Annotated in this window: 19 protein-coding genes; 2 read left to right on the top strand and 17 right to left on the bottom strand. The window is 38.2% G+C overall.

What is annotated here, in order from left to right; all coding sequences use genetic code 11:
• Positions 1 to 77: 77 nt before the first annotated feature.
• From J2S07_RS02425 to J2S07_RS02505, 17 genes are all read right to left on the bottom strand, one after another.
• Entirely contained in the window at positions 78 to 1,130 is a 1,053-nt protein-coding gene (locus tag J2S07_RS02425) for a glycosyltransferase (RefSeq protein ID WP_307148807.1), read from the bottom strand.
• Between the two features lie 101 nt (positions 1,131 to 1,231).
• Positions 1,232 to 2,521 (bottom strand): DUF6337 family protein, encoded by a 1,290-nt coding sequence (locus J2S07_RS02430; RefSeq protein ID WP_307148808.1) that lies wholly within the window; start codon positions 2,519 to 2,521, stop codon positions 1,232 to 1,234.
• Positions 2,522 to 2,554: 33 nt separating this feature from the next.
• Entirely contained in the window at positions 2,555 to 3,661 is a 1,107-nt protein-coding gene (locus tag J2S07_RS02435) for a glycosyltransferase (RefSeq protein ID WP_307148809.1), read from the bottom strand.
• Positions 3,662 to 3,795: 134 nt separating this feature from the next.
• A complete protein-coding gene (locus tag J2S07_RS02440; protein WP_307148810.1) occupies positions 3,796 to 4,947 on the bottom strand; it encodes a glycosyltransferase family 4 protein in 1,152 nt (383 codons plus the stop codon).
• A gap of 41 nt (positions 4,948 to 4,988) precedes the next feature.
• Entirely contained in the window at positions 4,989 to 6,155 is a 1,167-nt protein-coding gene (locus J2S07_RS02445; RefSeq protein ID WP_307148811.1) for a nucleotide sugar dehydrogenase, read from the bottom strand.
• 39 nt (positions 6,156 to 6,194) lie between these two features.
• On the bottom strand, positions 6,195 to 6,956 hold the full coding sequence (locus tag J2S07_RS02450) for a glycosyltransferase family 2 protein (RefSeq protein ID WP_307148812.1): 762 nt from the start codon (positions 6,954 to 6,956) through the stop codon (positions 6,195 to 6,197).
• An 18-nt stretch (positions 6,957 to 6,974) separates the two neighbouring features.
• Positions 6,975 to 7,610: a sugar transferase gene (locus tag J2S07_RS02455; protein WP_307148813.1), complete on the bottom strand. Its 636-nt coding sequence runs from the start codon at positions 7,608 to 7,610 to the stop codon at positions 6,975 to 6,977.
• Between the two features lie 1,120 nt (positions 7,611 to 8,730).
• A complete protein-coding gene (locus J2S07_RS02460; protein ID WP_307148814.1) occupies positions 8,731 to 9,105 on the bottom strand; it encodes a type II secretion system protein in 375 nt (124 codons plus the stop codon).
• 204 nt (positions 9,106 to 9,309) lie between these two features.
• On the bottom strand, positions 9,310 to 10,191 hold the full coding sequence (gene galU / locus J2S07_RS02465) for a UTP--glucose-1-phosphate uridylyltransferase GalU (protein ID WP_307148815.1): 882 nt from the start codon (positions 10,189 to 10,191) through the stop codon (positions 9,310 to 9,312).
• Positions 10,192 to 10,437: 246 nt separating this feature from the next.
• Positions 10,438 to 12,258 carry a polysaccharide biosynthesis protein gene (locus tag J2S07_RS02470; RefSeq protein WP_307148816.1) on the bottom strand — a complete coding sequence of 607 codons (1,821 nt, stop codon included), beginning with the start codon at positions 12,256 to 12,258 and terminating at the stop codon, positions 10,438 to 10,440.
• Between the two features lie 333 nt (positions 12,259 to 12,591).
• Positions 12,592 to 13,359 (bottom strand): tyrosine-protein phosphatase, encoded by a 768-nt coding sequence (locus tag J2S07_RS02475; protein WP_307148817.1) that lies wholly within the window; start codon positions 13,357 to 13,359, stop codon positions 12,592 to 12,594.
• 98 nt (positions 13,360 to 13,457) lie between these two features.
• Positions 13,458 to 14,153, bottom strand: coding sequence for a CpsD/CapB family tyrosine-protein kinase (locus J2S07_RS02480; RefSeq protein ID WP_307148818.1), 696 nt, complete (start codon positions 14,151 to 14,153; stop codon positions 13,458 to 13,460).
• Positions 14,153 to 14,884, bottom strand: a complete 732-nt coding sequence (locus tag J2S07_RS02485) for a YveK family protein (RefSeq protein WP_307148819.1) — start codon at positions 14,882 to 14,884, stop codon at positions 14,153 to 14,155. The genes J2S07_RS02480 and J2S07_RS02485 overlap by 1 nt, the downstream gene beginning before the upstream one ends.
• 251 nt (positions 14,885 to 15,135) lie before the next feature.
• Entirely contained in the window at positions 15,136 to 17,364 is a 2,229-nt protein-coding gene (locus tag J2S07_RS02490; protein ID WP_307148820.1) for a 5'-nucleotidase C-terminal domain-containing protein, read from the bottom strand.
• Positions 17,365 to 17,618: 254 nt separating this feature from the next.
• Positions 17,619 to 18,710 carry a DNA-processing protein DprA gene (dprA, locus tag J2S07_RS02495; RefSeq protein ID WP_307148821.1) on the bottom strand — a complete coding sequence of 364 codons (1,092 nt, stop codon included), beginning with the start codon at positions 18,708 to 18,710 and terminating at the stop codon, positions 17,619 to 17,621.
• Positions 18,711 to 18,712: 2 nt separating this feature from the next.
• A complete protein-coding gene (locus J2S07_RS02500) occupies positions 18,713 to 20,239 on the bottom strand; it encodes a YifB family Mg chelatase-like AAA ATPase (protein ID WP_307148822.1) in 1,527 nt (508 codons plus the stop codon).
• Between the two features lie 105 nt (positions 20,240 to 20,344).
• Positions 20,345 to 20,929 carry a transposase gene (locus J2S07_RS02505; protein ID WP_307148823.1) on the bottom strand — a complete coding sequence of 195 codons (585 nt, stop codon included), beginning with the start codon at positions 20,927 to 20,929 and terminating at the stop codon, positions 20,345 to 20,347.
• A gap of 298 nt (positions 20,930 to 21,227) precedes the next feature.
• Here J2S07_RS02505 and J2S07_RS02510 point away from each other — a divergent pair, with 298 nt between their 5' ends.
• Both J2S07_RS02510 and J2S07_RS02515 read left to right on the top strand, forming a co-directional pair.
• On the top strand, positions 21,228 to 23,099 hold the full coding sequence (locus J2S07_RS02510) for an LTA synthase family protein (RefSeq protein WP_307148824.1): 1,872 nt from the start codon (positions 21,228 to 21,230) through the stop codon (positions 23,097 to 23,099).
• A gap of 283 nt (positions 23,100 to 23,382) precedes the next feature.
• Positions 23,383 to 24,348 (top strand): NERD domain-containing protein, encoded by a 966-nt coding sequence (locus tag J2S07_RS02515; RefSeq protein WP_307148825.1) that lies wholly within the window; start codon positions 23,383 to 23,385, stop codon positions 24,346 to 24,348.
• Positions 24,349 to 24,489: the final 141 nt, after the last annotated feature.

The raw sequence follows: 24,489 nt of genomic DNA on the forward strand, positions 1-24,489 counted from the left end.
AACTTCCTTATCGTCAAAATCCTCTTTCACTTATCTAATCGTTTTTAAATCCTAAAATTCACTGTGACTATTTATTATTAAGGTTCTATTCTTTCTATTACTTGCACAATAGCCTTTTCTGTATAGAAACCAGAGCGCGTCTTATCTCGTAAATTATTTATATTTTTAATGTATTCATTATAAGAAGTATCGTCTAAATCATTAAATCGGTTAGGGATTTCCGACAAACTGTCTATTGTAAAACCTATATTGTTTTCAGTTACAAATTTTGATATCGCAGCTTTAGACCAAACGATTACCGGCAATCCTGCTGCAACATATAACGATAACTTATGTGGATTGTTATACCTAGTATATTCTCCGAATAAACCGTCACACGTTTCTATTGAAGGGCCATCCCATACTAAACCAAAGCTCCCATCTAAATTTTCTACTACCTCATTTGGAGCAAAACTGCCCTTATAAACTATATTTTCATTTTGTATGCGATTACTATCAAAATTTGATCCATATAAGTTCAATTGAAAATTAAGCTCTTTTAAGCTTGATAATTCATCAAGGAAACTACCCTTTTTTAAATTCCCAGCATAAACTACTGTTCTTGATATTTCTCTAGGTTTTGGAGTTGATTTAACTGCAAGATAATCAAATAAATTAAGTTCTTCAACAACCTTTACAGTTAACCCATTTCCCTCTAGCACTTCCCTCATATTATTATTGTGTACAATGAGAGCTGAAGCTTTATTTAATAAAACTATTTCATTATCTAATAGATTATTTCTTTGCTCTTTTGGAGCCCTCAAAGCATCTATATCATGAATAATAAAGCATAGTTTATTTTTCTTTTTTGCAATATTTAATGCACGATGTAAAATCGGGCCTTTAACGACGGGATACTGGCAAAAAATAACTCCCTTTTTTATGGCTATAATTTTGAAAAATAATTGTAAAGCACCTATAAAACTTTTAGCGAAATATTTACTATTTCTTTCGCTCATTTTAGACACGATAGCATTATTGTTAATTTTTCGCCATTCAAAATCTTCAAACATTTTTTCTATATCATTTCGGGCTTTACTTCCTGCATTATGCCCCCTATCACTAAACTCGGATATATAATAAATATTCAAATTTCCACCCCATATCACATTCTAATATGCTATAACTACTATTATTTTATTCATTTGAATAAAATACAAAATGAATAAAACCTAATCTCAAATTATAATATTTATTTTAATATTAATAGTTTTTTTTGATTCAGTTGATTAAAACTTTGTTTCTCCTTAATATCCACTCTCTCAGCAAACGAAATAATCAATAAAGACAAGGCTATTTCCCAAACATTAAAGGTTCCGAAAAAGTTATTAAAGAAAGATAAAGCCAATACTGCACATAAGTAACTATTTAATGGTAATCTTGGCAAACTAGAGTATTTGATCATTTTATAAAAATTATAATAAACAACACATGCTATTATGAGAATTAAAATAATAGAACCAATAAAAGAAGTTTCATAATGTAAAGCCCCAAAAAATGTAAATACATTAGTTGAAGTATATGAACCTTGTAAATCTACTGTAACGAAATCTGCAACAGTTGATGTAAAGTTATTTCCTGACAATAAATTTAAAATATTTATTATTGGAGCAAAAACAATACCAAATCCCGCTGATCCATCTAGATTAAGCTCTAATACTTTTGAAAATGCGTAAAATGAACCAGTCAAATAATACTTAAAGTGATTAAATATAAATTCAAAAGGTATATTCTTAAGGTTAAATCCTTCGGACAAAAATCTAGCGATATAAACAATAATAAACAAACTTGAGGCTATTATACTTATGACACTCAATTTTTTAAAATTTATACGCATATATTTTATATATGAATATTCAAATATAAGTACAAAAACATAAATATACATGGAATATTTAGCTTGTGCTACTAACAAGAATAAAACCCAAAATACGCTTAGGAACAATTGTATTTTCCTTTTCCAGTTACCTCTATTATTAAGAGCTGAAGAAAAATTGATAATCATTAGAACAGTTACAAAGTTTGTAACATGGGCAGGCAAACCATGAGAAAAGAAAGATTTAATCTGAGTTAGTTCAGGTAACCTGACACCAAAAGCTAATAAATAACAAGATATTATATAGGTTAGTAGTATTAGCAGCATACCAAAGTAAATTTTCTCATATTTAAAACCTACTTTAACATTTCTCTTCTCTATTAAGTCCGCTTTTCTCTCTAATCTAGTTGGTAAGAAAATTATACTTAATAATCTTCCTACTATTGAAAAAAATATAATATATACACAACTTAGCAATGGTACCAAAAAAGACATTTTGTAACTCTCATCACTTCCAAAAGTGTCAATAAGAGCTACAAGAATCATAATTATTCCATAAGGACCTCCCAAGGCTAAAACGGGGGTAATCTTGTATTCACTTCTTCTTTCTAGTTTGTAAAAGCATAATACAATTACTATGAATATTATTGATAATAACAATGACATAACTTTCTATAACCTTTCTAGATAGCTATTATTTTACTCCCTTGTGGTTCCTGTAATTCTCTTTAACAACTCTACTTCCTTGCCACTAGTGTTATCCGCAAAGTATCTACTACTCTTTTCATAAGGTACACCGGCCGAGAGTCTTTCAAGTATAAATTGTAAGTCTATTTTTGTATTTTCATTAGAAATAAATTCCACATTTTTAAAACCGTCCAATATTTCATGACATACATTTAAGTTTGAAGTTATTACTGGCATACCATACGTCGCCATCTCACAAGTCATTACACCTTGAGTGTCTCGACGAGTAGGTAACAAACCACACTTCGATTTGTTTAACAAATCTAGCATCTCATTATGTTTTAAAAGCCTATCCATCCAAATAACATTATCAGCTTTTTTTATGTGATTGAAGAACTCTCCTTTACCAATAACCAAGAATTTTAACTCTGGATTATTTATAGCAAGTTCATTTACAATATCTATCCCATAATTCGAACCATCTAATACTCCTCGGATTGTAATAAAATCATACACTTTTTTAACATGTTGATCATATTTTTCTTTTTCAAACACCTCGCCTACACCATTATGAATTATAGAATACTTACCTACTAAAACAGTTGGATTTATTTTTGTCCAATGCAAAAAATCATTATAAAGCTCTCTACTAACAAACACAAAATGAGACTTATTAGCTACTTTAGTAAAGTAATCTTTCCATAATTTTAACTTTAATGTATCATAAATATCCTGTACAAGCCGCATTACTCTTTTAGATTGTTTTTTAAAATAATATGGTTTTGGATATACCGCATTAATTCTCACTACTTCGTGTCCATGAAAGAAAAATACTATTTTTGGAAAGTTCCTCTCATATTTCTTTAGGAACTTATAATGTTGCCTTATATTGGGAGCATGGCAAACGAGAACATCATATTTCTCAGACTGATTTTTATTATATTCATCTAGTGTAATCACCTTAATCCCGTCGATTGTATAGTTTTCATTAGCACGAAAATTCAAGATAGTTATACAAATTCCTTTTTGCTTATAGTATAAGTTTCTAACATGCAGATACATCATTTTACTTTTTTCATTTGGATTAGCATAATCAGGTGCAGCAATCAGCAGTTTCATTTTAAATTCCTTTCTGAAAACTGAATTAATTATATGTGGGAACCTTCAAAAACTTTGACTAAAGATATTAAAATATCTTGAATAAGACTAGAATAAAGTTTTCAAATAAAATCGGCTTTACTTAATTAAACAATTTATTTAATATCTAAAAGTATCTTATTCCACTTATCTTTAATGAAATTCTCATTGAAATCACCACTATTAGATATCTTGAAAGAGTTTAACGCCATTCTAACTAGTTCATCTCTATTTGTGTTTAAAAACATTATCTTATTAAATAAGAAATCAACAATATTATAGTCGATATAGTCTGAATAAATCGTACCCTCCCTATTATTCCAAACATTCTCATTAGGCAAATTGTCATAATTAAAGAATCTGAATTTTGGTTTTGTTAAATAACCATTGTACCCATTTTTTACCATTTCTGGTATTGCATATAAGTCTGTTGTTAGTACTGCATTTCCAGATTTCATTGCTTCTAGAACCACTAATGAAAAACTATCTTGCCTGGTTGGATTTAATAGAATACAAGAGTCGTTATATACCAAATTTAGATCTTCTTTGCTAAACTTAAAGTCAGATATGCTTACATTTTCATTTTCTTCAATTTCTTTTTGGACACTCATATCAATTGAATCTAATTGAGTAATAATTTTTAGCTTTACATTGTTAACTCCCAAATCTTTAAGTTTTTTAAAGGCTAGTAAAATATCTCTACCTCCTTTTAATTTGAAATTAGAAGAAATGAATAAGCATGTAATCACTTCTTTTCGACATTTGACTCTAATACTTTCTTGACTTGTCAAATCATTAGCCTTAACAAGAGGATATAATTGACTAATTTTCACACTATTAGGTATTGAGTAAAATTGATTAACAGTCTCATAACACGCCTTAGATAGGCAAATAATAGATTTTAATTTTGGGTCACTAAGATACTTTCTTAGTCTACCTTTGCTTAGCAAAGTTTTATTTCTGCCCGTTGAATAATGTACCAAAGCTAATGGGTTCTCTAGGTATATTACATATTCTGCTTCTGATTTTAGAAACCGATTATAGCTGAATGCACCTTCAAAAAAACCTTTTTTGACCCTTATCCTTTGGATTAAGCCTAGGTGATCAGCAATCCTAGATTTTACTAGCTTAGATATTAATATTTTCCGCTTTGAATTTGTTTCATATATTTTTTTAGGATCATTAATAAACTCAATATTATCAAATTCACTATTGAACAGGTTCAATAAGAACCCCCTTGCTTTTGTAGCAACATAAATCTTTTTCATATATTACCTTCCTTAATCTTTGTGCATTTGCATACACCTTATTAATCCCTACTAAACAAATCCCTTGTATATACCTTGTCCTCTACATCACGTAAATCATTAGACAATCGATTAGCAACAATGACATCTGAAATTCTCTTAAACTCTTCGAAGTCATTAATTACCCTAGAATTAAAGAATTTCTCCTCATGAAGAACGGGCTCATATACAACCACTTCAATTCCCTTAGCTTTAATACGCTTCATAACACCCTGGATAGCTGATTGTCTAAAGTTATCTGAGTCCATTTTCATGGTAAGCCTATAGATACCAACAATCTTAGGATTCTTCTTAATAATCATTTCAGCAATGTGATCTTTTCTAGTTCTATTTGCATCAACAATGGCTGTCATTATATTATTAGGAACATCCGCATAATTCGCTAGTAACTGTTTTGTGTCTTTAGGCAGGCAGTAACCGCCATAACCAAATGAAGGGTTGTTATAATGAGTACCAATGCGTGGGTCAAGCCCAACCCCATCAATAATCTGCTTACTGTCTAATCCTCTAACTTCTGCATATGAATCTAGCTCATTAAAAAAAGCGACTCTCATCGCAAGGTAAGTGTTAGCAAATAGTTTAATAGCTTCCGCTTCAGTTGAATTTGTAAATAAAACAGGAATATCTTCTTTAATAGCTCCTTGAACAAGTAAGTTAGCAAATACTTTAGCTCTATCGGACTGTTCACCAACAATTATACGTGAAGGATACAAGTTATCATAAAGTGCCTTTCCTTCACGTAAAAATTCAGGTGAGAAAATAATATTGTCTGTTTCAAACTTCTCTTTAATTTTCTCTGTATACCCAACAGGAACTGTTGATTTGATAACCATTACAGCATCAGGATTGATAGATAATACATTAGCTATGACTGCTTCAACAGTTCTTGTATTAAAATAATTCTTATCTGGATCGTAATCTGTTGGAGTAGAGACTATAACATATTCTGCATCTTTATAAGCTTTATAATTATCTGTTGTTGCAATCAAATTTAAATCTTTAGTAGCTAGAAATTCCTCAATCTCGTTATCAATGATAGGAGATTTTTTATTATTAATCATATCTACTTTCTCTTGAATAATATCAAGAGCAATAACTTGATTATGTTGAGCTAGTAAAATAGCATTTGATAATCCCACGTAACCAGTTCCAGCTATAGTGATTCTCATTTTTCGATTCACAGTCCTTTTTAATATTGGTTTTTTTAGTTAGGAAAAATAATACTTTTTAACATTATTTAAAACGTAAAACAAATAGTAATAAATACATTTTATCAGCGGTAATTTAATGACATTTCTATAATTAGACCATTGTCTTTTTAAAGCTTTAAACTTATTGTTTGATAAAGATCCACTCACTCGTCTATACTCAGCGAGGCTTTCATTCAGGCCATATGCAATATGTCCTTTCTTAAGTATCATTAGCCAAGTTAAATTGTCTTGTCCTCGCCTAACTAAGGGCATCCTAAAATCACCAATAATATTTTTGTCTATTACTACAGTTAAACACCCGATAATAGTGTTTTTTAGAGCTTGGCTATAATTGAGCGATTGTGGAACACAAAAGATTTTATCTTTATTATTTTTTTCATCTTTAATATACTCGTAGGATGTAAACGTAAAACCAAAGTTATTACTTAACATAAAATCAATTTGTTTAGATAACTTGTCCTTTTTCCATTTATCATCCGAATCAAGAAAAGCTATAAAACGGCCGTTTGCTTTTTCTAAAGCTTTGTTACGTGCAAAGGCTGCACCAGAATTCTCATTTAGATTTATTAATTTTATTCTTGAATCTTTTTTTATATATTTTCTAATTACTTCTTCAGTATTATCGGTTGACTTATCGTTGACTATAATCATTTCCCAATTGAAGTAAGTTTGAGCAACCACGCTGTCAATTGTTTCAGATATATATTGTCCACAATTATAAGCAGGTGTAATAATCGATACTAAATCTTGATTTTCCATTCATTAAATCTCCATTCTTTATTCTATTATCTGCCCTTTACTACTAGGACCTTCTTTCTTCGCTGTAGTTCCAGTCCCGCCTTCAACAACCCCATCACTCTTCGCTACGCTCACAATGGTCCCAAAAAAACACTTAACATCCATCCAGAAACTAATCTTCTCAACATACTCCCCATCCAGCTTGGATTTAATCTCAATAGGAAGCTCATCCCTACCATTAATCTGTGCCCAACCTGTCAATCCAGGTGGTACGTCATTAGCGCCATATTTATCTCGTTCAGCAATTAGATCATATTGATTCCATAGCGCAGGCCTAGGCCCAATAATACTCATCTGGCCAACAAATATATTCCAGATCTGCGGCAGCTCATCAAGTGAAGTTTTTCTCAGAAATTTACCCATCTTTGTGATATACTGTTCTGGATTACCTAATAAGTGAGTTGGAGTGTCCTTCGGTGTATCTATTCTCATCGTACGGAATTTCAAGATGTTGAAATGTGTCTTGTTAATCCCTACACGCTTTTGCTTAAATAGAACCGGGCCTCTTGAATCCATTTTAATAGCAATGATTAGAATTAAAAATATGGGTGATAAGACAATAAGTCCTATTAAAGAAAGAATGATATCTATCAATCTTTTAACCTTCATATACATCCAGCTACACTCCTTAAAATTTGTTCTTTAGTAGATTAGGACTTACTTGGAATCTTCAAAACTCCAACCAACTACTAAACCACTAAAATTGTTATCTACTACTGATAGCCACCTCGTAAATAATATTCAATATGAGAAATAGATAAAAATATCAACATATAGTATGCTTTGTTGTTAAAAACTGATTTCCAATACTACATATTGTGTTTTGTTATCGATTTCCGATACTCACCTCGCATTATATATGCAATATGCGAAATAGATGAAAAAATCAACATGTAGTATATTTTGTGCAATATATCGAAAATAGACACTATATATTGTGTTTCGTTATCTTATTACGATACTCACCTCGTAATATCTATTCAATCTACGAAGTAAATACGAAATAGATATTCTTGCATTTGTCACCCTAAACCGAGTTTCTTCCTATTATATAAACCATTCAATCAATCTATAATCCTCACTAAAAACGCCTCAACCCCTTATCCCTCAAGGTTTCTAACGTTCAATCTAACTATGATAGTCAGTTCCTTAACTGGATTCAATCTGTTTTCAGAATATTCACACTTAAAAAGCCCGTCAAATCAACGTTTTCAGGTCCCTAAATTTTCCAAATAGCCAATTTATCTACTCCATAGTAACCCCAAGACCAGTATGCGCAATAGACAAATTCCATATTTTGTGTTATTTATTGATTTCCGTGGGTGTTTACACACTATATATCGTGTTGGTCTATAAACCATTCTCACTTCCCAATGTTTATTCAATCATTTTTCCATTTTCAGGAATTTAAAAAGCCCGTCAAATCAACGTTTTAAAAATCCAAAATGCCCGATTTTAGCCATTTTATCTTTATATACTAACAAAATGGTACTATGTTATATAGATAAATCCTATATATTGTATATTTTTGTGATTTTTCACTGATTTTAACACAATATGTTGTGGTTATCTATCGACCATTCTTACTTCCCCACCACCATTCAATAATCTCCAGTAACTCACAAGGCCGCAAGGCCCCCAAAACCACTACCTCCAAATCAAAACTAAAACAACAAAACAACAGGCTGTCACTGACAAATAAATTGTCAGACAGCCTGTATAAGATAATTAATAATTATAAATAAGGAACTTCGCCCTCTTTTTCAGTGTTATCCTTTGGGTGAATGGTACACTGTACTTCTCCATCGAAATAACGATAATCCTCAGTAGAGTCGTCAAGGTTTGCCTTCATAAAAGTTACAAACAGTTGATCCGTATGCTCCAAATCATTAGCGATTAAATGGGATTCATACATTTTCTCAAGCTGTGTTGCGTTAAGTTCGCAAATATCTACTTTTGCTTTTGCTAATGTGCTATGAACCGAAGGAATTGCGATACCAGCGACAAGTCCCATTATTGCAAGGACAGCAAGTAGTTCTACCAATGTTAATCCTTTAGAGTTTGCAAAGCTTTTTTGGAACCTTTGTTTAAAACCTTTAGTACGATTCATCTTTCAATCAACACCTCTGGATATTTATTTAATATCCAGTATGGTCAAAGATAAACGTTAATAAACATATTATTTGAAAATTAAAAATTATTAGAGATGATAGTTAAAATCAATAATTTGAAGAGCTTCGAGTTTCTCTTAACTATGTACATTAGCTATGAAACCGTCATCCCGCAACCACAGGAACTCCCAAATCAACTAGCCTCAAATTACCTTATTCTTCCCCAACATCTCCTCCATATACCCCAACAACTCTTCCCGCAACCCCTCATCCTGCAAAGCAAACTCCAACGTCGTCTTCACAAACCCAAGCTTCTCCCCTACATCATATCGTTTACCCTCAAAATCATAGGCAAAGACACGCTGGATTTGGTTCAGCTGCTGAATCGCATCGGTTAGCTGGATTTCTCCACCAGAACCTGTCTCCTGCTTATCAAGGAACATAAAAATTTCCGGAGTGAGAATGTATCGACCCATAATCGCAAGATTAGATGGTGCGGTACCAGGTGCCGGCTTCTCCACAAAATTCTCCACCTGATACCTTCTTTCAGTTTGAATCGAAGGTTCTACAATCCCATAGCGATGAGTCTCATTATCCGGAACTGTCTGAACCCCAATCACCGAGGAATGAGTTTCCTCATACTGTTCAATTAACTGTCTTAAGCACGGGGTCTCACTTTGAACAATGTCATCCCCAAGTAAAACGGCAAACGGTTCATCACCAATGAAGTTACGGGCACACCAAACGGCATGTCCAAGGCCCTTTGGCTCCTTCTGGCGAATATAATGGATGTCTGCAAGATTGGTAGAATAACGCACCTTTTCTAACAGATTAAGTTTTCCTTTTTCCGCAAGGTTTTGCTCAAGCTCAAAGGCAATGTCGAAATGATCCTCGATTGCACGTTTCCCTTTCCCTGTGACGATAATAATATCTTCAATTCCAGAAGCAACAGCTTCCTCGACAATATATTGAATCGTTGGCTTGTCCACGATCGGCAGCATTTCCTTTGGCATGGCCTTTGTTGCAGGGAGAAATCTGGTCCCTAAGCCAGCTGCCGGAATAATCGCTTTTCTTACTTTTTTCACTTAATCCCTTCCTTTAAAGCTCTTTTCTAAAGGCACTTTTCTCAAATATTGTTGCCTTTACACTAAAAATATATAGATTTAACCTTGTTTAGGCAGTCCATTTATGAAGCTAACAGAGAAAAGTGCGGCTCATTCTATGCGTATCGCAAGCTTAGAATGGAACGGAATGGCTGGTAGTAAAGCCATTCCAAAAACAACAATCCGTACGAAAACAGCCTTTCTCAAACCCTGTTACTTTGACCCTTATTAATTCGCCACCATCTCCACCAATACTCGACGATTATTTGCTAAATCAAGTACATAGTCCGCAAGCTCTTTTTCACTCATATCCTTATATTTCCTCAGCAAATAATCAATCTCTTCCTGTGGCTGTAAGGTGGTCTTTCCAATGAAAATTTTCGGGAATATGGCTTCCTTATGGACTTCATTTTCATTTAATAATTCTTCGAACATCTTCTCTCCAGGACGAATTCCCGAGAATTCGATCCCGATTTCTTCTATTGTATAGCCAGAGAGACGAATAAGGTTACGAGCAAGATCCACGATCTTGATTGGTTCACCCATATCAAGGACAAAGATTTCTCCACCTCGTGCAAGAGCCCCAGCCTGCATCACGAGTCTTGAGGCCTCAGGGATTGTCATGAAGTAGCGTGTCATATCCGGGTGGGTGACGGTAACCGGTCCACCAGCCTGAATTTGCTTTTTGAATAACGGAATAACACTTCCGCGACTTCCTAGGACATTCCCGAATCTGACCGCAACAAATTTCGTATTGCTTCCTTTAGCTAGTTGCTGAATCAGCATTTCGGCAATTCGTTTTGTCGAGCCCATGACATTTGTTGGGTTGACCGCTTTGTCGGAGGAGACAAGTACAAATGTGCCGACGCCAAATGTGTCGGCTGCCTCCGCAACATTTTTCGTTCCGAGGACATTGTTCTTGACTGCTTCCTTCGGATTATATTCCATCAGTGGCACATGCTTATGGGCCGCTGCATGATAGACGACATCTGGCTGATACTGCTCGATTACGTCAAAGATACGCTGTCTGTCCTGAACATCAGCGATCACAGGAATGATTTCCAAACCGTCCTGATATTTGTTTCGCAGCTCTATATCGATCTGGTAAATGGAGTTCTCTCCATGACCAAGAAGGAGAATTCTTTCTGGGTGGAAGCTGCATACCTGGCGGCAGATTTCCGAACCAATTGAGCCGCCGGCACCTGTTACGAGAATCGTCTTTCCTGTTAGCTTTTCTTGAATGCTCTTACTATCGAGTTCCACTGGTTCGCGGCCAAGGAGATCCTCGACCTCCACATCACGGAATTGGTTCACCGATACACTCCCGAGCATGACATCCTCAATAAGAGGCATGATGACGGTCTTGGCATTGGTCTTGGCACATTCTTCATAGATAGCCTTCATTTCTTCTTTCTTCAAGGAAGGAATGGCAATGATGATTTTATCAATTTTTAGTTTTTCTACTACACGGCCAATCCACTTGGAATCTCCTTCGACGTTCAACCCGTGAATTTGTAATTTGTACTTAGCTGGATCGTCATCAATAAATGCAATTGGTTGAATGCCACTGTCATAGCTTTTTAGCAGCTGTCTTGCTAGCATCGTTCCCGCTGCACCTGCACCGACAATCAGAGCACGCTTGACATCTTTTTTCGGTTTAATATAGCGATCGCGGAGTACTCTCCAGGAGAAACGCGAACCCCCGATTAATAAGATATGGAGCATCCACGTTATCGCTAGAGCTCGAAAATAAATATCGTGGAAGACAAATTGTTGTACAATCGCCGTTGTAAAAATAGACAAAGTCACGGCTTTTGCGATCGCAATCAATTCACCGACACTTGCATATTCCCATGCTTTTTTATACAGGTTGTAAGCCCCTGCAAATAGATGATGACTGACGAGTAAGATGAATGACATAAAAAACAGCGTCTGATATGTAAATATTCGTAAAGTTGGATTGATAATGAGATAACTGACATAAATTGCAGTAAGTACAATGATGGAATCTAATATCATTAAGGACGCCACTCTTTTTTGATACGACAACGTTTCTCCCCCCCTTTTTTTCCCCTATATAAAAAATAAATATCTAATGGTTAAACACATTCGTCTCGAGTATGTTCAATCGTTAGATATCTACTTATTTTTTATTTTAATGGGCATCTAACCCGCCCTCACATCACACTATCGACGACTCGCGTCTAAGGACAATACTACGAAAGTCCCACAGTATAACCGAGTGCCTCCATTGATAACGGTAAGGAGACATTGCCGGTCAGGTCTTTGGCCTGACTAATCTGATGTGTTTGACCGGTTGCCTTACTCATAATAGTATGGTTGATATATTGTTTGACACATAGGCCAACATATCTATACAGACTAGAAAATCCCCAGAAACTTCTTTGTTTTCAGTCGTATTGGGATTTCTTTATTAACATTCTTCCCTTGCACAAGAAGGTCTGCATTTTCTTTGAACAAATAAATCATGTCTACGCCATATTTTTTCTCTATCACATCAAGGGCCTCAACCATCTTGAAGGAGCGACTCGAAATATTATGGGCATCAGACGAAACGAAATGTGTGAGATTTGCGTCTATTAATTGAAGAGAGAATTTCTTGATATTTTTCCCGAAGAATCCAGCGACGCTTGCCGCTGTTATTTGGGTGAGTGCACCCTTTTTCACTAGCTGATATAAGGTATCTGGTTGCTCCATTAGCTCTTGGTTTCTCTCCGGATGAACAATGATGGGCGTCAAACCCTTCATTTGAATATCAAAAAGAAGCTGTTCGGTATAACGAGGAACATGATTAGACGGAAGTTCAATAAATAAATATTGATCTCCGTCATTAAGGGTGAGGATCTCCCCATTCTCGTAATCTGGGATGATATCCCCATAGATTCTTGGCTCTTGGCCTGGCAGAACGGTCAACGGAATGTTCTCCTGCTCTAGCACTTGATTAAGCTCCTTCACTCTTTGGAGGATGACTGGTTTTGCATTTTCATAGCGACCGTTCTTATGGTGAGGAGTGGCAATGATTGTATGGATCCCTTCTTGAACAGCCATACGGGCTAAATCAAGGCTGTCATCTAGTTCTTTCGCACCATCATCTATTCCCGACAAAATATGACTATGGATATCAATCATTGCAAAATCCCCCTGTTTTTGACAAATATTAGCATAATCTTAGAGTACTATTATCCTAGCATCACGTCAATATTTGTCACTGAATATTCCTGCTTCCACTATTTATCACCATAATAATAGTAATATTGACTTTGCTTCGCTTTCTTTTGATTTAGAACAACTCCTAGAATCCTCGCCTTTGAATTAACAAGGAGCTCCTTCGCTTTCATGGCAGCCTCAGTTTCTGTCTTCCCACTATTGACTACTAAGATCGTTCCGCTACACTTGTTCGACAAAATCTGCGCGTCCGTCACCGCAAGCACCGGGGGCGTATCGATTAGCACTAAATCAAATTGCTCATTCGCTTCCCGAAGTAGCTCTTCCATTCCTTTAGACCCAAGAATTTCAGCTGGGTTCGGTGGAATTGGACCGCTCGTTAGGATATAGAGATTATCCTCCGACTTTTGGACCGTTTCGGATAAGGTACGCTGCTTTTTCAAAATATTGGTTAGCCCAAAATTATTCTTCATGTGGAAGGTATAGTGAGCTGTGGGCTTTCGCATATCAGCATCAATCAAGAGAACCTTCTTTCCTTGCTGTGAGAATACTACAGCTAAATTGGAAATGGTTGTTGATTTCCCCTCACCAGGTCCCGAAGAGGTGACCACGATTGAACGGATTTCCTCATCAAAGGAGGAATATTCGATGTTTGTACGAATGGTCCGATATTGTTCAGAAATCGGTGAACGCGGGTTCTGCTTTGTGATTAATTGACGGCTATTCGTTCCAAGCTTTTTTTCCCTTTTTTTGAACATTATGCTGTCTCTCCTTTAGGCCTTCTAGACTTCACCGAACGCTCTTCATCCTCAGACGTAATCGTGGTGATAGCTCCTAAAATTGGCAGCCCTAGTACTTTTTCTATATCTTGCTCGCTCTTAATCGTGTTATCCATATACTCTAATAGGAAGGCAATCCCTACACCTACCATCAGTCCTACAACAAAAGCAATCGCCATGTTCAACATCGGCTGCGGCTTAATCGGGCTTGGGTTATCCGCTAATTCTGCAGGAGATAGAATATGAATATTATCAATTCGCATTAATTGGGAAATCTCTCGTTGGAACACCTTTGCGATTTCATTCGCAATCAGAACAGCTTCTGCAGGGTCCTCATTGTTCACACTGATGGTAACAACCTGAGATTGTCCCTGCTGGGAAACACTCACATTCCCATTTAGCTGTTCCGGGGTTGTATCCAAATCTAACTCCTCTATCACTTGATCTAGTATATATGGACTCTTCATGATCACATTATAGGTTTCTATGTACTTCGCATCGGCATCAAAAGAAATTCCAGCGATCGAAGCTAGCGATCCTGCTGCTGCTTGACTTACTAGAATTTGAGTCGAAGCTTGATAAATTGGAGTCAAAAGAAAAAAACTTGCCACCCCACTAACCGCTGTTGCAAGTACTGTTATTACGACAATTAATGACATCCTTTTCCTTAATACTTCAAATAATTCTCTCAGACTTATTGTCTCTTCCATTTTCTCCTCCAAAAGTTCCGTTATTTCTACAAATCTAGTAGATATTATAACATACAATATTTACAAGCAGTAGACCAAAAAAAATTTTACCACAATAGTTTTCCTTGGTGTCTGTACCGCTAAGTGGCACAATAGAAGTACCAGGTACCGCCTGTGGACATTTTGGTAATTCTGTCCAAATAAGGCGGACATTTATAGCAAAGAAAAGGGGAGAACCTATTTGATAAGGTTCTCCCCGAATGGTTTAGCGATTATTTTTTCGTTGGTGCTAGGTCGATGATCCGGCCTTCGACTTTCGGATCAACCGTCTTTAGTTTCACAACATAGTCAAGGAAGTTGCTCCAGTCCGTATGTCCAAGGTCTGTCACACGGCCTTCTTCATAAGCTTTTGCGAACATGCTGTACCCGTCTCCACCCTTTGCAGTGAACGTGCTTGTCGCAATGACATACTCCTTGGCTTTGTCTAATGGAGTAAATTTGCCTTCTTCCTCTGCAACTTCAACAGAAATGACTCTTTCACCTACTGGCTTAGAGCTATCATAGGTGAACTTCATGCCTGATACATGGAGGAAGCCACCGCTTTCTTTTGGTGTCTCTTTCACACTATGCTCAAGTGCAGCGATCAGCTCTGTGCCCTTTAGTGTCATCACAGCGAGAGTATTTCCATATGGCATCGTAGTAAGAATCTCCCCTAATGTGATTGGTCCCTTGTCAATTTCCGCACGGATGCCACCACCGTTGTTCACAGCAATCACGGTCTTCGGAAAGTATTCCTTTGCCTTTGCTAGCATGCCATCAGAGATAAGATTTCCGAGTGGTGTTTCATTGCTTCTGACACTGACGGATACCTTCCCATCACTTTGGCGTGGATTCTCTAGTTTATTGACAGCTACTGCCCCTGTTTCTGTGTTCTTTATTTCATCAATTTTGCTAGAATACCCTTTTAGTAGAGTCGCTGTTTCCGGATCCTCTTTCCGATCGGCGATGGTAATGAGTTCCCCAGCGTAACCAACGATAACTCCATTCTCGTCAAATTCAACATCTAATGTGCCAAGGAATTTATTGTATTCATTGGCTTGGACGATGACCGTTGGTTCCTTCTCTTTTCCGTTTTCATCCTTGTTGATTAATACTGGTTTATTTAGTTGGGTGTGGGTATGACCACCTACAATAATGTCGATACCATCCACAAGCTTTGCAAGCTCTAGATCGTTGTCGATGGCCGGATTGTCATCATAGCCGAGATGCGAAACAGCAACAATTTTGTCTACCCCTGCTTTTTCTAGGTTGGCTACTGCTTCCTCCGCTTTAGCTAAATAATCAAGAAATTCCACTTTTTCAGGGCTTGAAATGTCTGGTGTATCCACCGTTGTGAGACCAAAGATTCCGATCTTTTCTCCATCTACTTCCTTCACAATTCCTGAATAGATGTTGCCATTCTCCGGCTTATCCGTATATGTTCCGCCTTTGTAAAGGCCGTTAAACAAGGTATCTTTTGAAAAATCAACGTTCGCACTGACAAATGGGAATTTCGCTGATTTAACAAAATCGGCTAGAGCCTTATGACCTTCCGCTGTACTGCCAAGATCAAATTCATGGTTCCCAAAGGTCATGACATCATAGCCGATGATGTTCATGAATTCTAAATCTGCCTGTCCCTTGAATTCGTTAAAATAAAGAGTTCCGGACATGACATCCCCCGCATCGATTAAAAGAGAGTTCTTGTTTTTCGCTCTGAAATCCTTAATAGCGGTTGCCTTCTTAGCCACGCTGTCCAGATTAGCATGGGTATCATTGGTGTGCATAACTGCTAGATCGTAGGTATCCTTGTCCAGCGTCTTGAGTGCTCTTTCAAGGAAGACAGCGAATGATGCACGAGTCACGGCGCCTTGTGGATCAAATGAGCCATCCTTGTTTCCGAGCGTGATGCCATTTTGTGCTAGAACGATGACATCAGCCTGGTGGGCTGAACCAATTTTTTTAGAATCAGTGAACTTAATCTCTTGACCCTTCACAGGAGTCTTTAGGTTAAATGCGCGCACTAATACAGAGGCCATCTGCTCGCGTGTAAGAACACCTTTGGCGTTAAATCTCTTATCATAGCCCTCGAAGATTCCCGCCGCCTTCGTTGCAGCTGCCCCCTTGGCAAATTCAGATTTCGAGTCCACATCGTCAAATGCCTTGAGATCTGATGGAACGGTAAGATTGAGTGCAGTTGTCAATAAATTGGCTACATGCCCTCGAATAATTGGTTGATTCGGTTTGTATGTATTGTCTTGGTATCCCTTGATAATCCCTTTTTCTACTAAACTATAAATCTCTTTTGCAGCCCAGTAATCATCCTTCACATCGGAAAACTTCTTCGTTTGGACTGTGGAAGTTGTGTCTGCACTTGCAGCCGGAACGGCCATTGATGCGACAACAGCTACTGCTGTAATCGATGCTAAGAACTTGCGATACAACTTTGGTTGGTAAGACATCATCCTATTCCTCCTAATATACAATTTACTAGAGAATCAACTATTATCTTCCAATTTCTATCATAACAAAAAAAGCATAAGCGGGAAATCACTATTTAAAATATTTACAATATTTTAAAAATGGTACCTGGTACCGCCGGTGGACTTTTCCTCGATTTTGTCCACGTGGGGTGGACAATGCAAAGAAAATGAAAGGGCAGAGAGAACGGATGATGTTCTCTTTACCCTTTCAAAGCTATGTTCCTTAGTATTTTTTAGATCTTTGAGACTAAATTTCCTCTGAGAATAATTATTCCGTTGAGCTCTAGGGTGAGAAGTTCTTCAAGGATGGTTTCTTCAGAGATTTGGCTCTGCCGTGAAAGTTCTAGGAGTGATTTGGGTGCATTGTCGGTGAGGAAGGTTAGAATTTGATGCTGAATTTTTGAGAGGGGATGGAGTGACACACGGGAAGTTCTCTGGTCTAGAGTAACCATCCTGCTTTGTTTCTTAATGCTATCCAGACTTTCTTCTATCCCCATGAACAATTCAGCCTTTCCTTCTGCGATAAGCTGGTTCGTTCCTTCTCCCTCAGGCATACCGATTGGATGGGGAACCGCAAATAGAGAACGGCCTTGGCTTTGGGCAAATTTTGCGGTCCATAGGGCGCCGCTTTTCGCTGTGGCCTCAACAACGACAACCTCGGACGACCAGGCGCTGATGAATGCATTTCGCTGTAGGAAATATTCAGGACGGGCCTTTGTTCCGGGTGGTTGTGAGGAAATGAATACACTTCCTGATTCTAATATCTTCTCGTAAAGTGGGCGCTGTTCCGCTGGATAGCACAAATCCACTCCACCTGCTAGAAAGGCTATCGTGTAGCCTCCTTTGTTGACACATGCGGATTGTGCGTAGCTGTCAATCCCCTTTGCAAAACCGCTGATGAGTGGTACTCCATATTCCGCCAATTGTCTCCCCATTTCCTGTGCCATCTTTTTTCCGTACGAAGTGCAGCGCCTTGAACCAACAACCGCCACGGCCTCCGTTATTGGCTCTAGGGTTCCTTTATAAAATAGGACAACCGGAGATTCTGGGCAGCTTTTGGCATGAGGAGGATATCTTTCATCGTCAAATTGCAAAATTTGGATTTCCTTTTCTCTGCAATTCTGAAGGATGTTTTCAGCGTAGGTCAGGGTTTTACTGTTCAAAAGGGATTGGAGGGCTCTTTTGTTCATAGTGGGTACCTCTGCTAATTCCTTTCCAGCTGCTTCAAACACTTTCCTAGGACAGCCGAAATACCCCAGTAGATTTTTTTGTAAAACCGGGCCAACATATTTTATCAAACTTAACCATATCCAATATCGTTCCATCACTACACTCCTGTAAAAGTAATTTTGTCTTTTTCCAAATCTCTGCTTAAAATGCTTTTTCTCATATGAGGGGCTCGAATGTCCTTTGCTCCCTCTAAATCAGCAATCGTCCTTGCGACCTTGATGATTTTGTGCAGGCTGCGACCACTGTATCGGAATCGATCATAGGCTTTTCTAAGAAGGTCGGTGCTTTCCCGATCTAACTGGCAGAACTTGCTTATAAGAGCGGGCGTAAGCTGGGCATTGCAATTCATTGAAGGAATATGCTGGTAGCGTTCCTCTTGAATTTTTCGAGCGGTTGAAACCCTGTGGCGAATTTCAGCTGAGGATTTTGATGGCTCATTTTCCGCAAATAAATCGACCGGAGCCACATATTTCTGAATGTCCATCCGATCGAGGATTGGGCCGGATAATTTTTGCCGATATTTCACGATTTCATAGTCGGTGCAACGGCATTTCTCCTGACCAAAATAACCGCATGGGCATGGATTCATCGCACCCACTAGCATGAAGTGGGCGGGATATGTATTGGCACCCCACACTCTAGTGATCGTAACCGATTGATCCTCCAAAGGCTGCCTCAATGCATCGAGTGTTTTCTTGCTGAATTCAGCAATTTCATCTAGAAAAAGAACACCGTTATGGGCAAGAGAAATTTCACCCGGCTTTGCTACACTTCCACCACCGATTAGGGCGTTTGTAGAGGCATTGTGATGGGGAGCACGGTACGGCCTTTTCGTGATGAGGGTCCCCTTGTCCTTGAGAAGATTGGCCACGCTGTATATTTTTGTAACCTCTAGCGACTCTTCCTCAGTCATACTGGGTAAAATGGTTGGGATTCGTTTTGCCAGCATTGACTTTCCGCATCCAGGTGGTCCAATCATAAGAAGGTTATGCCCTCCGGCAGCGGCGATAGCGATGTATTCGGTCATTAGGTCCTGCCCTTTTACATCGGAAAAATCATGGTAGGATTGTGCTTTCGGAGGATTTTCTAGGGGCGGTGCTGAAGGAGGAGGTGTCCTTCCAGATAAAAAATGAACGACTTCAGATAGAGTTTGAAAGCCAATAATTTCAATTCCTTTTACAAGAGAGGCCTCTCGGATATTATCCGTGGCGAGGATGACCCTTCTGAGACCAGCCTCTTTCGCTTTTAGAACCATTGGCAACACACCGGAAACAGGGCGAATATTGGCATTTAGGGATAGCTCACCGATAAAACCGGTCTTATTGATGCTTACCCCCTGTAGCTGCCCCGTTCTAGTCAGTAGCCCTATGGCCATCGCCAAATCATAGTGGGTTCCTGTTTTCTTCATATCCGATGGAGCAAGATTGAACACCACCTTTTGAAACGGGAAGGAAAATCCAGAGTGTGTGATGGCCGCTTCAAGACGCTCCCTCGCTTCCTTGACCGCCTTATCCCCAAGACCAACAATCGACACAGAAGGGATCCCCACCATCGTATCGGTTTCCACCTCTACTAGCCGTCCTTCAATTCCCGAAATCCCAAAACAATAAACAACCGACGCCATAACATCACCTCTTCTTATTATTTTTGTTTTTGGTACCTGGTACCGCCGGTGGACTTTTCGTCCAATTTGTCCACATGGGGTGGACAATTCAATATGCCGAATATGCTATACCGGTGCATTTCCTATAATATCGAGATTTGCATACGCTAATGGACTTTCTTCTGCTTGGATGAATTGGATGTAGTTGGAGATTTGGGGCTCAGTGAAATAGGAGAGGATTCTATCAGAGGATATGAGATTATTCTTCTCGTGGAGGACGTAGGCTCTGTAACTGCTCCACGGGTAGTCCTCCGGCTTATTAACTATTCCCGCTTTCAGAGGATTAAGATGAATATATTTGCTTAATTCGATTTCATATCCGATAGAATCGACCAGCTCCCAGAAGTAACGATTGTCAAACACATGACCAGAATAGGAATATTTTTGGTTGAAGTATTTAGCATATTTGAGATTGAGAGCATGCATGATTTTTCCCGGGGGATCATTCGCGGTTTGCAGCTGAAGATGGGTATGATTTGTCATGAGGCAATATGCTTGAAGGGTGAAACCATATTTTTCTTTCGTTTCAGCTAGAAGCGAGAGATATTTGTTGTGATCTTCATCATCCTCAAAAATGGAACTGCTTCTTATGCCTTTACTGATGATATGGTAGGTTGCACCTGGAAACCAGATAAGGGGCTTGCGTGGCAAGATCGATGACCTCCTTTGATATCGTATTTTGGAAGTGAAGTATTTTTGTGTGGTTGGTGAAGGGAATATGGGAGTGAGACATGAATAACTCTTTCCAACTAATATCATACCATTGAAATAAGTAATGTTCTATCAATATTTTCCAAAATCAACATTAGTGTCCATACCAGGTGGACAAATTGAGGTTTTTGTCCACCGGCGGTACCTGGTACCGCCATATTATTAGATTTTACAAACTATTTCATCTAATGTAAGATAAAACCTGATTAGTAGATTATGCCTATGGATGTGATAGAGGTTGTTGAAGAAGCTTGATTTGCAGAGTCATTGGCCGTTTTTTGTGTTTCTTTCTCTTGTTCTATTAAAATTCCTTTTCGTGAGGGGCTTGTTATTTGAGAATGCCAATATCTTTAAAACTATTTTCGTGGAGATTGGGTATTTACTCTTGTTTTTCGGGCTAGTCGAACTCCTTTCGTCAAAGAAGCTGAAAATCATTCTATATATTGCCCTTAATCTAATTTTCACGGTGCTTTTGTTGGCCGTTCTTATTTATCATGATTATTTCGGCTACATTGTGACGGTTCATGTTTTTTCCCAGATTGGACAAGTGGGGACGGTGAAAGATAGCGTTCTCCAGTTGATTAAGCCGGTCTACTTCTTAATATTTGTCGATTTTATCCTTTTACCGATTTACTTTTTTATGAAAAAGAAATCCGGGGCAAAAACAGCGGAACGTATTAATCTAAAGCTAGTGCTCCCAATCATGATTTTGGGTGTTTCTCTAGTTGGATATCAGCTTTTTACCCAAAGGGATGCGAAAATTGCGAATACCGTTCTAGCTGCCGAAAAACAAGGGATTCTTACATATGAAATTCTTGCTGTCAAAGATAAAGCGGAAGCTGCAAGTACTCCTCTTTTAACAAGCGAGGAGAAAGCGAGCCTTCCCGAGAAAATTAGAGAAATAAAAGGAATAGAGCCGATTCCTGCCGAGAATCTGAAGCTAAGAGGGATAGCAGAAGGTAAAAACCTCATCGTGATCCAAGCGGAGGCCTTTCAGGATTTCACAATTAACCTTAAGGTCGATGGAAAGGAAATCACTCCCTTCTTAAATGATTTGCTCCAAGGGAGCTTGTATTTCCCGAATGTCTTTCAACAAATCGGCCCTGGGAATACGTCCGATGCGGAATTCATGTTCAATACTTCCTTGTACCCATCCGCTTGGACTGCAACCTCGGAGACCTTTAGCGACCGAGAAATTCCGAGCCTTCCTAAGCTTTTGAAAAAGGAAGACTACCAAACGATGACCTTCCATGCGAATGATGTCACTTTTTGGAGCAGAGATAAAATGTACCCTGCGCTCGGATTCGACAAGTATTATGACATTGAATTCTTTGGAAACGAGGATGTCATTGGCATTGGCCCATCAGACGAATATGTCTATGAAAAGGCATTGCCCGAGCTAAAGAAACTCCATGATAGCGGACAAAAATTTTATGCGCAGATTGTGACCTTGTCTAGTCATCATCCTTTTAAAATTCCAGATGACAAAAAGACACTCCAGCTTCCCGCTGAATTTGACGGTTCAATCGTTGGAGACTACCTGAAAGCCATCTCCTATACTGATGCCGCCATAGAAAAATTGGTTCAAAGCTTAAAGGATGAAGGGCTCTGGGAGGACACCATTCTTGTTCTTTATGGCGACCACTTTGGATTGCAGCCGAGCGGACTGAAGGAAAACGATTTTGACTTGCTCGAGGGTCTTGTTAACCACGAGTATAGCTTCCTGGATCAATTTAACATCCCGTTTATTGTGGCCGTTGGCGGGGAAAAATTAGGGGAAGTCAATGAAGTGGTTGGCAGTCAGCTCGATATCATGCCGACTGTTGCTAATATGCTTGGGTTGTCACTGGATGATTATGTCCATTTTGGCCAGGATATTGTCAATTACCCGGATAACCTATTCGGAATGAGATACTATATGCCTGTAGGGTCCTTTTTTAACAACAAGATTGTCTTTAAGCCTGCTGAAGGCTTTGCTGATGGAGAGGCTTTCGAACTTCAGAGTCGGGAAACGCTGGCGGACTTTTCCCAATATGAAAAGGATTATGAACGAATATCGGAGCTATTGAATTTGTCAGATGAGTATATGAATAGCTTGCCGAAGAGGTAGAAGAAGGAGACTGTCAACCTAAGGGGGGGCAGTTTTTTAAGTGATGGCTGCTGTAAGTGCGATTTTGCGGGGGAAATTGGCCTATTCTCGGCTGCCAGAATGCGTTATTTGCGAAAAAATCGAGATATTTGCGGAAATTTAAGTTTAATTGCGAAAACGCGAAAGTATTTGCTAAAAAACAATTTTATTTGCTAAAAACAACATATATTAGCGAAACACCCAAAAAAGGATTTCCCCCACCAATGTCGAACTTCTACTTAACACGAGATAAGGAGTGAGTTACTTGTTTATCAACGAAATAGCCAAACCAGTACGTTTAAAGAAACTAGAGGCTCTTAGCCTTCGTATTTCCGATCTTCATCCCAAAGCTCCAGAAGTCACGCAGGACCTCATCAGACAAAAATCCGGCTACAAAGGTGAGCGAGCCGTAGCTTATTATTTAGATTTCTTGCCGGAAAAAGAGACCTTTATTTTTCACAACCTTCGACTCCCCACTGTGAAACACCACTTTCAAATTGACTTTTTGGCCCTCACCCGACATGCCGCGTTCATCCTCGAATGCAAAAATATATTCGGCGAACTATTTTTTGACAGCTCCTTCAATCAACTAATTCGTACTGCTAATAACCAAGAGGAAGGATTTCCCGACCCAGTCTCACAAGTCAAGTGGCATCAAAAACAACTGCACCATTGGCTGGAGCATCACAATCTTGGCCATCTTCCCATACACCCCCTAGTAGTCATGAGCAACCCCACCGCTATCTTGAAAAAGAGCCCAAACGACAGGGAAATTACAAAAACTGTGGTCAAAATTCAAAATCTTATTGAAAGAATGGAAGAAATAGAAAGTAGGAATACACAAGAAATTCTTGAACTTAAAGACATGCGAAAATTAAGTAAGACACTGTTAAGAGTCCATACCCCAGAAGACATAGATATTCTGAAGTATTATGGAATAAATAAATCTGAAATCACGACAGGTGTCCAATGTCCAGAATGCAAGCAATTTGCAATGGTTCGTTGTAAAAGGAAGTGGTTTTGCGAAAAATGTTTGTCTTATTCTAGGGATGCCCACGAAAAAGCGATTGAGGATTACTTCCTTCTCATCGATTCATTCATCACCAACCAAAAATTCCGCGAATTTACCCATCTCCCCTCTATTTTTACCGCAAATCGACTCTTAAACTCTATGAATTTAGCTCCATCTGGCACAAACAAGGGCAGAAGTTACTCGTTGAAGAAGGAGTGATGGAGGTTGTTTGCAAAAACTTAAGTTTATTTGCTAAAAACCAATTATATTTGCGGAAAAAGGCTTTTATTTGCGAAAAAACAATTATATTTGCTAAAAACAAAATTTATTTGCGAAACGGGATTCCAAGCATAAAAAGGC

It is taken from the genome of Anoxybacillus andreesenii, assembly GCF_030813005.1.
GTDB classification, from domain to species: Bacteria; Bacillota; Bacilli; order Bacillales; family Cytobacillaceae; genus Robertmurraya; species Robertmurraya andreesenii.

What these genes read in the sequence shown, in the direction of transcription:
- J2S07_RS02430 (WP_307148808.1), bottom strand. Translation starts at nt 2,521, where the DNA reads ATGTCATTGTTATTATCAATAATATTCATAGTAATTGTATTATGCTTT.
- J2S07_RS02435 (WP_307148809.1), bottom strand. Translation starts at nt 3,661, where the DNA reads ATGAAACTGCTGATTGCTGCACCTGATTATGCTAATCCAAATGAAAAA.
- J2S07_RS02440 (WP_307148810.1), bottom strand. Translation starts at nt 4,947, where the DNA reads ATGAAAAAGATTTATGTTGCTACAAAAGCAAGGGGGTTCTTATTGAAC.
- J2S07_RS02445 (WP_307148811.1), bottom strand. Translation starts at nt 6,155, where the DNA reads ATGAGAATCACTATAGCTGGAACTGGTTACGTGGGATTATCAAATGCT.
- J2S07_RS02450 (WP_307148812.1), bottom strand. Translation starts at nt 6,956, where the DNA reads ATGGAAAATCAAGATTTAGTATCGATTATTACACCTGCTTATAATTGT.
- J2S07_RS02455 (WP_307148813.1), bottom strand. Translation starts at nt 7,610, where the DNA reads ATGTATATGAAGGTTAAAAGATTGATAGATATCATTCTTTCTTTAATA.
- J2S07_RS02460 (WP_307148814.1), bottom strand. Translation starts at nt 9,105, where the DNA reads ATGAATCGTACTAAAGGTTTTAAACAAAGGTTCCAAAAAAGCTTTGCA.
- J2S07_RS02475 (WP_307148817.1), bottom strand. Translation starts at nt 13,359, where the DNA reads ATGATTGATATCCATAGTCATATTTTGTCGGGAATAGATGATGGTGCG.
- J2S07_RS02480 (WP_307148818.1), bottom strand. Translation starts at nt 14,153, where the DNA reads ATGTTCAAAAAAAGGGAAAAAAAGCTTGGAACGAATAGCCGTCAATTA.
- J2S07_RS02485 (WP_307148819.1), bottom strand. Translation starts at nt 14,884, where the DNA reads ATGGAAGAGACAATAAGTCTGAGAGAATTATTTGAAGTATTAAGGAAA.
- J2S07_RS02490 (WP_307148820.1), bottom strand. Translation starts at nt 17,364, where the DNA reads ATGTCTTACCAACCAAAGTTGTATCGCAAGTTCTTAGCATCGATTACA.
- dprA (WP_307148821.1), bottom strand. Translation starts at nt 18,710, where the DNA reads ATGGAACGATATTGGATATGGTTAAGTTTGATAAAATATGTTGGCCCG.
- J2S07_RS02500 (WP_307148822.1), bottom strand. Translation starts at nt 20,239, where the DNA reads ATGGCGTCGGTTGTTTATTGTTTTGGGATTTCGGGAATTGAAGGACGG.